The organism is Luteibacter sp. KNZ12-1A, from assembly GCF_056755675.1.
Map to the genome: position 1 here is coordinate 1 of NZ_JBPGXU010000113.1, position 11,807 is coordinate 11,807.

Sequence of the window (11,807 nt, forward strand, 5' to 3'; positions counted from 1 at the left end):
AGATGTGTATAAGAGACAGGTGTCGAAGATCATCAGCGCCTGCGCGCCGGCATGCGCTTGCGCGACGAGATAGGCGGCCACGGAGCGCGCCACGGTGTCGAGCAGGCGGTGGGCGAGGGCGGGATCGTTCCACGCCAGGGCCTTCACCCGCGCGAAATCACGCGAACCTTCGCCTTCCACCATGTAACAGGCGAGTGTCCATGGGCTGCCGGAGAAGCCGATCAGGGGCACGCGTCCACCGAGTTCCTTGCGGATCAGGCGCACCGCATCCATCACGTAGCGCAACTCGCCGTCCATGTCCGGCACGGTGAGCTTGTCGATCGCCGCGGCGTCGCGCACCGGCTTGGCGAAGCGTGGGCCTTCGCCTTGCTCGAACGAGAGGCCCAGGCCCATCGCGTCGGGAATGGTGAGGATGTCGGAGAACAGGATCGCCGCGTCCAGCTCGAACCGGTCGAGCGGTTGCAACGTGACTTCGCAGGCGTATTCCGGATTCGTCGCCAGGCCCATGAAACTGCCCGCCCGGGCGCGCGTCGCGCGGTACTCCGGCAGGTAACGTCCGGCCTGTCGCATGACCCAGATGGGCGTGGTGTCGGTGGGTTCGCGGCGCAGGGCGCGCAGGAAACGGTCGTTGCGAAGCGCGTCAGCGGCCATGCGCCGACTCCTGGCCCTGGCTGAACATGAGCTTGAACCCTTTCTTGATCTGGGCGTCGCGCGCCTTGGTGAACGCGGCCAACGCGGCATCGCGGTCGACATAGACTTCGCGCTTGAGCATCGCCTTGCCGCCTTGCACGCCACTTTCGCGGTACAGGGTCCAGCCGCCGAGCAGGTCCTGTTCGAGCGTTATCTGGACGTAGCGTGGGGCTTCCGTCCCCGCTTCGGGCATGGTTTGCAGGTAGATCCGCATCGAGCGATCCGGGCTGGCGCAGGGCCGATCATTGTAGGCGGTTTGCCTGCGGACTGCTTCAGGGGAGTACGGCCAGCACGTCGGCGTCGGGGACGCCGGAGACGATCTCGGCCTTGCCGATGCCGCGCCAGAGGATCAGGCGCAAGGTGCCGGCGGTGTTCTTCTTGTCCAGCCGCATCAGGTCGAGCAAGCGGCTGGCGGCATGCGCCTGCGACGGCTCGGTCGGCAGGCCGAGCCGTCGGAGCAGGGCGGCGAGGCGTTCGGTATCCCCGCCGGGCGACATGCCCAGGCGCTCCGACAGACGGGCGGCAAGCACCATGCCGATGGCCACGCCTTCCCCGTGCAGGATCTCGCTGTAGTTGCCGGCGGTTTCGAGCGCGTGGCCGAAGGTGTGGCCGAGGTTCAACAGGGCGCGCTCGCCTTGCTCGGTTTCGTCGCGCGCCACCACGCCCGCCTTGTAGCGGCACTTGCGCGCGATCGCCTCGATCAGCGGCGCGGCCTCGCGGTTGGCGAGTTCGTCCGCGTGCGCTTCCAGCCAGACGAAGAACGCGGGATCGCCGATCGCCGCGCCCTTGACGATCTCGGCCAGACCCGCGCGGTATTCCCGCTGAGGCAGCGTGCGCAATACGTCGACGTCGGCGACCACCGCGCGCGGCTGGTGGAAGGCGCCCGCCAGGTTCTTCCCCACCGGCAGGTTCACGCCGGTCTTGCCGCCGACAGAGGAGTCGACCATCGCGAGCAACGTCGTCGGCACCTGGATGAAATCGATGCCGCGCATCCAGCATGCGGCGGCGAAGCCGGCGAGATCGCCGACCACGCCACCGCCGAGCGCGATCACGCAGGCATCGCGCGTGGCACCGAGTTCGCCCAGCGCTTCCAGCACGCGCTCCACGTTGGCGAAGGTCTTGTGGGTTTCGCCGTCACCGATCAGGTAGGACGACCAGCGCAGTCCGTCGAGGCCTGTCGCCAGCGCGTCCAGATACAGCGGCGCCACGGTGGTGTTGCTCACCACCAACACGTGCCTGCCGCGAATCGCCGCGCGCCAGCGTGCGCTATCGGCGATGAGGCCCGGTCCGATCCAGACGGGGTAGCCGCGCCCGGCAAGGTCGACGTCGACGGTTTCCATCAGCTGCGCTTCCAGTGGCGGTCGAGGAGGGCGATCGCACGCGGCACCGCATCGTCCACGCTTTCATGGCGGCCGTGGAAGATCAGGTCGGCGATGTCCTCGTAGAGGTAGTTGCGGTGTTCGGCGAGCGCCTTCAGGCGGCCGAGGCGGTCGGGGCCCGCGATCATCGGCCGCGCGGTATCGTGTTCGAGCCGGGCGAGTTGTTCTTCCACGCTGACGCCGAGCATGAGCACCGTGCCGCGGGACGTCAGCGCTTGCCGGTTCACCGGGTCGAGCACGGCGCCGGCGCCGGTGGCGAGCACGATGCCCTCGCGCAGACTAAACTCGTTCAGGTGCGCACATTCGCGCGCCCGAAACCCCATCTCGCCTTCGCGTTCGAAGATGTCGGCGATCGTCACGCCACAGCGTGCCTCGATCTCCACGTCCAGGTCGACGAAGGGCAGGCCGTAATGCGCCGCGAGGCGCTGTCCGATCGAGGTCTTGCCGGCGCCCGTGGGGCCGACCAGGAACAGGTTGGGCGAAGGATTCATCACGCTCATGCTAGCAACAAGCCCCGCGCAGAGATACGAGACCGTCCTGGTGGCCGGCGCCGGCGATGTCGGCACGCGCCTGGCGAGGCGGCTGGCCGTGGAAGGACGCCGCGTCTTCGCCCTGCGCCGCGGCGAGATGCCCGCCGGCGACGGCATCGTCTGGTTGCGCGGCGACCTCACCCGTCCGGAGACGCTGGCCGGCTTGCCGAGGATCGATGCCCTGGTCTTCTCACCCGCGCCGGACGCCCGCGAGGAAGCCGCGTACCGCGCCATCTTCGTGGATGGGCTGCGGCATGTGATCGAGGCCTTGCCGGACATGCCGAAGCGCACGGTGTTCGTCTCCTCGTCGGCGGTGTATGGCGAACACGGTGGTGCGTGGATCGACGAAGACACGCCGCCGTCGCCGCCGGGCTTCAATGGCCGGGTGTTGATCGAGGCCGAGGCCTGGCTGGCGGCCCGGCCGGTGGGCGGGATATCGCTTCGACTGGCGGGGTTGTACGGACCCGGCCGCACGCCATTGTTCGACCGGCTGCGCGAAGGCAAGGCGGCCGTGCCCCGAGGGCGGCAGGTCTATGCCAACCGCATCCATGTCGACGACGCGGCGGCGGCGATCGCGTGCCTGCTCGATATCGCCGCGCCGGAGCGGGTCTATATCGGCGTGGACGACACGCCCTTGCCCATCGACGAACTCTACGACCATCTGGCTCGTCTGATCGGCGCGCCACTGCCGGCGGATGGTCCGGCGCCGGCGGGCGTGGGCAACAAGCGACTGTCGAACGCGCGGCTTCGCGCGACGGGCTTCCGCTGCGCGTGGCCGGATGCACGGGACGGCTACGCCGCGCTGACCTGAATCGCCGACAGGGTCGGCTCCCACCGAGCATCGCGCGGGTAGCCTGATGGGAAGCAGCTGGTGGGAACCGACCTTGTCGGCGATCCCGCGGCAGCGGGCCAGCCTGAGGCAAGCCCACATCGCCGCTGAAGCGGCTCCCACAGTCACGGCCGGCAGAGACCAGCCCCGGTGGAAGGAAGGCCCCCTTGTGGGAGCCGCTTCAGCGGCGACAAACGCGCCGGTGCTCGTCAAGCCGCAACACCACATCGGCCTTCCCCTCCAGCGACCGTAACGCCCGCCGGCTGATCCGCTCGTAATGCTGCAGGAACCTCGAAAGCTCCACCTCGTTCATCGCCCGCGGTTCGCCGCGTTCCCGCAACGGGCGTTCGGCTTCGTCACGCCATGTCGCCACCACCTCCCACGAGGGGGCTTGCAACACCACCAGGGCATCGAGGCGTTCCCATATCGAACGGTAACCCGCGAGCCTCGCATCGACCCAGCGCCGCCACCAGCCATCCGCATCGTCCTCGCGCTCCAGCGCATTCAACGGTTCGGCGAGTTCGTCCGGCTCGGCCGGCTCCACGCCCAGGCACCATCCTTCCAGGACCACCAGCCGGGGCGGCTCCGCGATCGCGGGCCACTGCGCCTCCTCGTAGCGGTCGTCGCGCCCCTTGTCGAAACGAGGTATCGGTACCGGGCGCTCGGGCGACGCCCTCTCCAGCGCGCTGAGCGTGGAGCCGAGCAAGACCAGGTCATGCGTGCCCGGAACGCCGCGGGTACGCAGCAAGGGATGCACCTCGACAGCCAGCGCTTCCCGCTCGGCGCGGGTCAGGTAGACATCGTCGAGCGACATCGCCACCGCCCCCCAGCCGCGCTCGCGCGCGACCTCGATCAACGCCGCGGCGAGGGTGCTCTTGCCACTGCCCTGCAAGCCGGAAATGCCCAGGACGAAGGGCCGGGACGCATGCTCGATCGCTGCGGCGAAACGTCCGAGGACGCTGGCGGCCAGCGTGCTAGCATCGGTGGATTCCATGGCCGACAGCATAGTCCATCGTCATGCTCACTCCAGAGATACTCGACACCTTTCGCGGCCTGCTCGACGAGGCCAAGGCCAGCGGCGATCGTGAACCCACGGCGATGACCCTCGCCACGGCCGACCGTACCGGCCGCGTGCATTCGCGCATCGTCCTGCTCAAGGCGATCGACGAGAATGGCCTGCGTTTCTTCACCAACTACGAAAGCGCCAAGGCCGGCGAGATCGCGCAGAACGCGCAGGTGGCGTTGTGCTTCCACTGGAAGCAGATCCGCGAGGGCATCCAGGTTCGCTTCGAGGGCCGTGCCAGCAAGGTCGGCGAGGCCGAGTCGGACGCTTATTTCGCCAGTCGCCCGCGCGGCAGCCAGATCGGTGCCTGGGCCTCGAAGCAGAGCCAGGAACTGCCGGACCGGCAAACCTTCGAAGACCGCGTGGCACATTACGAAAGGGAGTTCGCAGGTCGCGAGGTGGCGCGTCCGCCGCATTGGGGCGGGTACCTCGTGGAGCCGGACCGCATCGAGTTCTGGTACGGCGCCACGTTCCGTCTGCACGAACGGATCGTGCACGCCGGGGACGGTACAAGCTGGTCCAGCCACCTGCTTTATCCGTGACCGGAGCCTTCCCATGAGCCGAGCCCAGCCCGTCCAGCATGTCGCGCAGACCACGTTCACCGTGCATACGCATGGGCGCTCGCTGAGCGAGGTGACCGACCGTATCGCCGAGGTCGTCTCGGTCAGCGGCGTATCGACCGGCATCGCGCACGTCTTCGTGCAACACACCAGCGCATCGCTGTTGATCGGCGAGAATGCCGATCCCACCGTTGTCGCCGACCTGGAACGTTTTTTCGCGAGGCTCGTCCCCGACGGCGATCCGCTGTTCCGCCACCGCGACGAAGGCCCTGACGACATGCCGGCGCATGTGCGCTCGGTGCTCACGGGCGTGTCGCTCTCGATTCCCGTGCACAACGGCAAGCCGCTGCTGGGAACCTGGCAGGGCGTGTTTCTCTACGAGCACCGCCACGAGGCGCACCAGCGCAAGATCACCGTGACCGTTTCGGGACATTGATGTCGGACGCCTATCCGCAACGCATCGTCTGCCTCACGGAAGAACCGACCGAAGTCCTCTACGCCATCGGCGAGGATCATCGCATCGTCGGCATTTCCGGCTTCACCGTGCGGCCGCCGCGGGCGCGCAAGGAGAAGCCCAAGGTATCGGCGTTCACCAGTGCGAAGATCGGCCAGATCCTCGACCTTAAGCCCGACCTCGCCATCGGCTTCTCGGACCTCCAGGCCGATATCGCCCGGGAACTGATCCGTGCCGGCGTGGAAGTGTGGATCAGCAACCACCGCAGCGTGGACGGCATCGTCGCGTACATCCGCCGCCTTGGCGCGATGGTGGGCGCGACGGCGAAGGCCGAGGCGCTGGCGGTGCGCGCCGAGGAAAACCTGGCCAGGATCGCCGCGCTTGCCGCGACGTTGCCGCGCCGGCCGAAGGTGTATTTCGAGGAATGGGACGATCCCCTCATCACGGGCATTCGCTGGGTGGGGGAACTCGTGCGCATCGCGGGTGGCGACGATGTCTTCCCCGAATTGCTCGAAGAGCCGCTGGCGAAACAGCGCATCCTGGCCGATCCGCTCGAGGTGGTGCGTCGCGCGCCGGATATCGTGTTCGGTTCGTGGTGCGGCAAACGCTTCCGGCCGGAGCATGTCGCCTCGCGGCCGGGTTGGAGCGATATGCCGGCCGTGCGTGACGGTGAACTGCACGAGATCAAGTCGCCGATCATCCTGCAACCGGGACCCGCCGCGCTGTTCGACGGGATCGAGGCCCTGCACGCGGTGATCGCGCGATGGGCGACGCGCGGCTAGGGCATCGCGATCCAGCGGCCGTGCTTGCGGATTTCCAGTGGATGGAAGCGGCGCTTGTAGTCCATCTTGGGATGGCCGGCTATCCAGAAACCCAGGTACACGTACGGTATCCCTCGGCGCTTGGCCAGCTCCACCTGCTGCAGGATGCCGAAGGTGCCCAGGCTGCGCGCGTCTTCGTCGGGGTCGAAAAACGTATAGACGGCCGAAACGCCGGCCAGCGCCACATCCGTCACGGCGACGCCGAGCAGGCGCTGGCCGAGGCGGAACTCGAGGAAGAGGGTGGGGCTCCACGGCGCGGCGAGGAATCGCTGGAAGTCTTCCGCATCCGCCGCATCCATGCCGCCGCCGCTGTGCCGCGCGTGCAGGTAGCGTTGATACAAGGCATGCCGCTCGTGGGTGAAGCCGGGCATCTGTTCGGTGACCGTGAGATCCGCGTTACGCTTCTGGCAGCGTCGCTGGCCGCGATCGGCGACGAAACCGTCGACATCGATGCGACACGGCACGCAGGCCTGGCAGGCGGCGCACTGCGGCAGGTAAAGGTGGCCGCCGGCCCGGCGGAAACCCTTCGCGAGGGCCGGGCCATAGAGCCTGTCGAGGTGCGGCGCGCCCGGATCGACCACGAGGTTCTGCGCCGTCCGCTCGGCGAAATAGCCGCAGGTGTGCGGCAGGGTCTGGAACAGGCGGACACGGTCGGTCATGTAGCGATGTTATAGCGCCATGGCGCAGGCCGCGTCACCGCGAGGTGTCTGCTCAAGCGCCGCCCATCTAGAGCACCTGCGTGGCCTTGAGCACGACGACGAGCATCACCCCCGCGACGATGGCCAGCACTATGAGGCGAACGCGCGAGGCGGTGCGCTGGGCGGCCGGCCGGCGATCCGGCTGGCGGTGCAGCTGGAGTTCCTCCTGGAAGCGGACCACCGGCTCGATGCCGATCTCCTTGAGCAGGGCACGCGCCTTCGGGAAGTCGTCGGCGCTCTGCACCCAGACCTTCGGCCAGGAGTCGCGGTCGTCCTGGCGCTGCGAATAGCTGAAGCGCTGGTAGGTGGGTCGGTTCCAGCTCGATCGATTGGTCACCGAGGTGTCGATACCGTTCTCGGTGAGCAGGGCGACGATCCGGTCGATGTTGTCCTGGCGGGGTGACGTATAGATTTCGCGCATGGCCGGATTCTACGGGATTTGCCCGTCCGGCGACGTCAATGCGCCGCCGGGGCCAGTGCGCCCTCCACCCGCTCCAGGTCGCCGTCGTTGGCCAGTGGCGCGATGCCGAGCAGGTGGGCCAGCAAGGGGTAGACGTCGACGTTCGGGAAGGGCGCGATCGTCACGCCCCGCCCGAAGGCCGGCCCGTGGGCGATGAACAGCGCGCGCATGGTCGGGTCGAGGTTGTCGTAGCCGTGCTCGCCACGCGACATGGGCATCGTCCGCTTGGCCAGCACGTCGTGGCTGATGATCGCCCAGCCGGTATCGGCGAGACAGATATACGCCGGTACGCGCGGATTCCGGCCGTAGTCGAGACGTGCGGGCAGGTCTTCCTTGCGGTAGCAACGCATGTGCTCGTGCGGGCCCAGGAGACGTGCCACCGCCCGGGAGCCATCGACGCCGGGTTTCGGGTTGAAGGTGGACACCACGCCATAGGACACGGCGTCGAGCGCGTCGAGATCGGTTTCCTGGTCGGCGAACACGATGTTGCCGCGCGGAACGTCGGCCATGCCGTGATCGGAGACCACGACGATGTTCATCGTGTCGTAGAGCCCGCGCTGGCGCAGCTGCGCGACGAGGTAACCCATGGCGTCGTCGACCTCGCGCAGCGCCGCGTTCAACGGCTCTGAATTCGGACCGGATTCATGGCCGGCGTGGTCCACCGCATCGAAGTACAAGGTATCGAACACCGGCTTCGGGCCGGGCTCGTCGATCCACGACATGAGCTTGTCCACGCGTTGGCGCGAGGTCAGAGAATCGTCGAACGGAATCCAGTGGTCCGGACGCACGCCGTGGATGGCCGCTTCCGTGCCGGGCCAGAACATCGTCGCCGTGTGCAGCCCGTGTTTCTGTGCCGTCACCCAGATCGGCTCGGCCTGGTCCCACCAGCGCCCGTCGCTCGTCGCCGCGTGGTTGGAAAGACTGAAATTGCCCAGCGTCGCGTCCCGCATCGTGTTGTTGACGATGCCGTTGCGATCGGGAACGCGACCGGTCACCAGGGTGTAGTGGTTCGGGAAGGTGAGCGACGGAAACGACGGCAGCATGTACGGCGCGGTCACGCCATCGCGCGCCATCGCCGCGAGGTTGGGGGTGAGGCCACGGTCGATGTAGTCGGCGCGGAAGGCGTCGATGGAAACCAGCAGGACGGCCTGCGACGGCGGCGGCGAAACAGCGGGCTTGGCGGGACGCGTGGCGCATCCGGACAGGGCCACCAGGAGCAGCACGACGAGTGCGCCGCAGCGGGGCAACGTGACGTTCATGGGCGGGGACTTACGCTATGTGACAGAACAATCCTTCTATGATGGACGAGTCCCATGACCAATTCATCACGCAATATCCTGCTGGCATGGCTGGTCGCCATGCTGCCCGCGTTCGCGGTGGCGCAAACCCAGCCGGCGAAGCCCGCGGCGCCGCCGCCGCGTCCGAAACCGGTCGTCATCACCACGCCCACGCCCAACCAGCAATGGCAGCGGCAGGTCGACCGGCAGCAGGTGCAGAACCGCCTGAACCAGAACGCGCTGCGCGAACAGCTGCGCCAGGAGAACCTGGACCGGCAGCGCGCCAACGCCACCGATCCGGCCCTGCGCAACCAGCTGGATAACGCGGACCGCAGCCAGCAACAGCTGTACCGGGCGCGCCAGGACGACGCGGTACGCCGGTACCAGACCCTGCAGCGGCCGGAGGCGACGCAGACCGTGCCCGCGCGGAGCGGTTCCGCCGGCCATTGAACGGCATTGCTGCGACGCGTATGGCGAGGTGTCGCGGCGCGGGACCATAATCGGCGATTCCCTGGATCGACGGAGTCTCCCCCGATGACCGCAGTCACGCGCATCGACACCACCCGCACCGTCCGTGCCCCGCGCGGCAGCGAACTGACCTGCCGCAGCTGGCTGACGGAGGCACCGTTCCGCATGCTGCAGAACAACCTCGATCCGGAGGTCGCCGAGAATCCGGCGGAACTGGTGGTGTACGGCGGCATCGGCCGCGCCGCGCGCAACTGGGAATGCTTCGACGCGATCCTGCGCAGCCTGCGCGACCTGCGCGACGACGAGACGCTGCTGGTGCAGTCGGGCAAGCCCGTGGGCGTGTTCCCCTCGCACCCGGACGCGCCGCGCGTGCTCATCGCCAATTCCAACCTCGTGCCGGCATGGGCGAACTGGGAGCACTTCAACGAGCTCGATCGCAAGGGCTTGATGATGTACGGCCAGATGACCGCTGGCTCGTGGATCTACATCGGTTCGCAGGGCATCGTGCAAGGCACCTACGAGACCTTCGTGGAGATGGGTCGCCAGCATTACGGCGGCAGCCTCGCCGGTCGCTGGATCCTCACCGCCGGCCTGGGCGGCATGGGTGGCGCGCAGCCACTGGCCGCGAGCCTGGCCGGGGCATCGTCGCTCACCATCGAGTGCCAGCAGAGCCGCATCGATTTCCGGCTGAAGACGCGCTATGTCGACGAGCAGGCCACCGACCTGGACGACGCCCTGGCGCGCCTCGCACGCTACGCGAAGGAAGGACGCGCTGTTTCCGTGGCGCTGCTCGGCAATGCCGCCGACGTGCTTCCCGAGCTGGTCCGTCGCGGCGTGCGTCCGGACGCCGTCACCGACCAGACCAGCGCGCACGATCCGGTCAACGGCTACCTGCCTTCCGGTTGGACGGTGGAGGAGTGGTTCGATCGGCGCAAATCCGACCCCGCCGGCACCTCGCGGGCGGCGAAGGCCTCCATGCGCAAGCACGTGGAAGCGATGCTCGCGTTCCATGCGATGGGCGTGCCGACGTTCGACTACGGCAACAACATCCGCCAGATGGCCAAGGACGAGGGCCTGGCCGAGGCATTCGCCTTCCCCGGTTTCGTGCCCGCGTTCGTCCGCCCGTTGTTCTGCCGCGGCGTGGGCCCGTTCCGCTGGGTGGCGCTGTCGGGCGACCCGGAGGACATCTACAAGACCGACGCCAAGGTGAAGGAACTGATTCCTGACGACCCGCACCTGCACCGCTGGCTGGACATGGCGCGCGAGCGGATCAGCTTCCAGGGCTTGCCGGCGCGCATCTGCTGGGTAGGCCTGGGCCAGCGCCACCGCCTCGGGTTGGCCTTCAACGAGATGGTCCGCAACGGCGAGCTGAAGGCGCCGGTGGTCATCGGCCGCGATCACCTGGATTCCGGATCGGTGGCCAGCCCGAACCGCGAGACCGAGGCGATGCGTGATGGCAGCGACGCCGTCAGCGACTGGCCGCTGCTCAACGCCATGCTCAACGTGGCCGGCGGCGCGACCTGGGTGAGCCTGCACCATGGCGGCGGCGTGGGCATGGGTTACAGCCAGCACAGCGGCGTGGTGATCGTCTGCGACGGTAGCGAGGCGGCGGACAAGCGGCTCGCACGGGTGCTGTGGAACGATCCGGGGACCGGCGTGATGCGGCATGCGGATGCGGGGTATGAGGAGGCGATCGGCTGTGCGCGGGAGCAGGGGCTGAACTTGCCGATGGTGGGGTGAGAGTGTCGATGTCGATGGGGTGAGGACATCGCCGCTGAAGCGGCTCCCACAAGAGCATCGCCGACAGGGTCGGCTCCCACCAGGGCCAGGAGCATCGCCGACTGGCCGGCTTCCACCGAAGCCGAGGCTGCATGCTTTGGTGGGAGCCGACCCTGTCGGCGATTCAACCTTGCGGAACCCACCCTGTCCGCGATGCCCTTGTGGGAGCCGCTTCAGCGGCGATCCGGGGCCGCCTCAACGCCCGCGAGTCTCGCCTCAGCGCCCGTTAGCCCAGCCAGCCACATACCGCTGCGGATACAGCCGCTGCAGCGCCAGTACCTTCGGCCGGTCGTTCACCACGATGTACATCGCATCCGGGTTCAGCCGCATGTAGTCCTGGTGATAATCCTCGGCGAGATAGAACGCCTTCAGCGGCGTCACCTCGGTCACGATCGGCGCCGCAAACGCATGCGCCGCGGTGAGCTGGGTCACGTACGCCTCGGCCACCTTCTTCTGCTCTGGCGTGGCATAGAAGACCGCCGAACGATACTGCGTGCCCACATCCGGCCCCTGGCGGTTCAGCAGGGTCGGGTCCTGGGCCACGGAGAAGAACACCTGCAATAACTGGCCATAGGTGACCTGGGCGGGGTCGTACACCACCCGCACGGATTCCGCATGGCCGGTGTCCCCGTCACTGACATCGTCGTAGTTCGCGTGGGCGGCGTCGCCACCGGCGTAACCGGCGCGCACGCTCTTCACGCCGCGCACGTGCTGGAACACCCCTTCGACACCCCAGAAACAGCCGCCGGCGAGGCATCGATGGTGGGGGCGGGCAGGGGACTGTCTCTTATACACATCT

The 11,807-nt window shown here is 67.8% G+C and carries 15 protein-coding genes; 6 read left to right on the forward strand and 9 right to left on the reverse strand.

Annotated features, from left to right (window positions below):
* The 4 genes from ACR9ZJ_RS16745 to ACR9ZJ_RS16760 all read right to left on the reverse strand — a co-directional run.
* Positions 1-651, reverse strand: a 651-nt coding sequence (locus ACR9ZJ_RS16745; protein ID WP_481288379.1) for a uroporphyrinogen decarboxylase family protein, incomplete at its 3' end; no start/stop codon positions are given.
* Positions 641-904: a WGR domain-containing protein gene (locus ACR9ZJ_RS16750; RefSeq protein WP_306850677.1), complete on the reverse strand. Its 264-nt coding sequence runs from the start codon at positions 902-904 to the stop codon at positions 641-643. The genes ACR9ZJ_RS16750 and ACR9ZJ_RS16745, both read right to left, overlap by 11 nt.
* A gap of 58 nt (positions 905-962) precedes the next feature.
* On the reverse strand, positions 963-2,030 hold the full coding sequence (gene aroB / locus ACR9ZJ_RS16755; RefSeq protein ID WP_481288380.1) for a 3-dehydroquinate synthase: 1,068 nt from the start codon (positions 2,028-2,030) through the stop codon (positions 963-965).
* Entirely contained in the window at positions 2,030-2,560 is a 531-nt protein-coding gene (locus ACR9ZJ_RS16760; RefSeq protein ID WP_481279663.1) for a shikimate kinase, read from the reverse strand. Before ACR9ZJ_RS16760 ends, aroB begins: the two co-directional genes overlap by 1 nt.
* A 7-nt stretch (positions 2,561-2,567) precedes the next feature.
* Here ACR9ZJ_RS16760 and ACR9ZJ_RS16765 point away from each other — a divergent pair, with 7 nt between their 5' ends.
* Positions 2,568-3,410, forward strand: a complete 843-nt coding sequence (locus ACR9ZJ_RS16765; RefSeq protein WP_481288381.1) for an SDR family oxidoreductase — start codon at positions 2,568-2,570, stop codon at positions 3,408-3,410.
* A gap of 199 nt (positions 3,411-3,609) precedes the next feature.
* On the opposite strand, the gene ACR9ZJ_RS16770 is transcribed toward ACR9ZJ_RS16765, so the two are convergent.
* The gene (locus ACR9ZJ_RS16770; protein ID WP_481288382.1) at positions 3,610-4,422 is read right to left on the reverse strand and encodes a kinase; all 813 of its coding nucleotides are present in this window, start codon (positions 4,420-4,422) and stop codon (positions 3,610-3,612) included.
* A gap of 23 nt (positions 4,423-4,445) precedes the next feature.
* Between ACR9ZJ_RS16770 and pdxH the strand changes: the two genes are divergently transcribed.
* Genes pdxH through ACR9ZJ_RS16785 form a run of 3 tightly spaced genes read left to right on the forward strand, consistent with a single transcriptional unit; the run spans position 4,446 to position 6,287 of the window.
* Positions 4,446-5,033, forward strand: coding sequence for a pyridoxamine 5'-phosphate oxidase (pdxH, locus tag ACR9ZJ_RS16775; protein WP_481288383.1), 588 nt, complete (start codon positions 4,446-4,448; stop codon positions 5,031-5,033).
* A 13-nt stretch (positions 5,034-5,046) separates the two neighbouring features.
* Positions 5,047-5,487, forward strand: a complete 441-nt coding sequence (locus ACR9ZJ_RS16780) for a secondary thiamine-phosphate synthase enzyme YjbQ (RefSeq protein ID WP_481279667.1) — start codon at positions 5,047-5,049, stop codon at positions 5,485-5,487.
* The gene (locus ACR9ZJ_RS16785) at positions 5,487-6,287 is read left to right on the forward strand and encodes a cobalamin-binding protein (protein WP_481279668.1); all 801 of its coding nucleotides are present in this window, start codon (positions 5,487-5,489) and stop codon (positions 6,285-6,287) included. The genes ACR9ZJ_RS16780 and ACR9ZJ_RS16785 overlap by 1 nt, the downstream gene beginning before the upstream one ends.
* Here the strand turns inward: ACR9ZJ_RS16785 and ACR9ZJ_RS16790 are convergent.
* The 3 genes from ACR9ZJ_RS16790 to ACR9ZJ_RS16800 form a co-directional block, all read right to left on the reverse strand.
* Positions 6,284-6,985, reverse strand: coding sequence for an arginyltransferase (locus ACR9ZJ_RS16790; protein WP_481288384.1), 702 nt, complete (start codon positions 6,983-6,985; stop codon positions 6,284-6,286). The two genes, ACR9ZJ_RS16785 and ACR9ZJ_RS16790, sit on opposite strands and share 4 nt — an antisense overlap.
* Positions 6,986-7,052: 67 nt before the next feature.
* Positions 7,053-7,445 carry a putative signal transducing protein gene (locus ACR9ZJ_RS16795; RefSeq protein WP_481288385.1) on the reverse strand — a complete coding sequence of 131 codons (393 nt, stop codon included), beginning with the start codon at positions 7,443-7,445 and terminating at the stop codon, positions 7,053-7,055.
* A gap of 35 nt (positions 7,446-7,480) precedes the next feature.
* The gene (locus tag ACR9ZJ_RS16800; RefSeq protein ID WP_481288386.1) at positions 7,481-8,743 is read right to left on the reverse strand and encodes an alkaline phosphatase family protein; all 1,263 of its coding nucleotides are present in this window, start codon (positions 8,741-8,743) and stop codon (positions 7,481-7,483) included.
* A gap of 54 nt (positions 8,744-8,797) precedes the next feature.
* On the opposite strand from ACR9ZJ_RS16800, the gene ACR9ZJ_RS16805 reads away from it, so the two are divergent.
* Positions 8,798-9,211, forward strand: a complete 414-nt coding sequence (locus ACR9ZJ_RS16805; protein WP_481288387.1) for a hypothetical protein — start codon at positions 8,798-8,800, stop codon at positions 9,209-9,211.
* 84 nt (positions 9,212-9,295) lie between these two features.
* Positions 9,296-10,969 carry a urocanate hydratase gene (gene hutU, locus ACR9ZJ_RS16810; RefSeq protein ID WP_481288388.1) on the forward strand — a complete coding sequence of 558 codons (1,674 nt, stop codon included), beginning with the start codon at positions 9,296-9,298 and terminating at the stop codon, positions 10,967-10,969.
* A 255-nt stretch (positions 10,970-11,224) separates the two neighbouring features.
* Here the strand turns inward: hutU and msrA are convergent.
* Positions 11,225-11,807, reverse strand: a 583-nt coding sequence (gene msrA, locus ACR9ZJ_RS16815; protein WP_481288389.1) for a peptide-methionine (S)-S-oxide reductase MsrA, incomplete at its 5' end; no start/stop codon positions are given.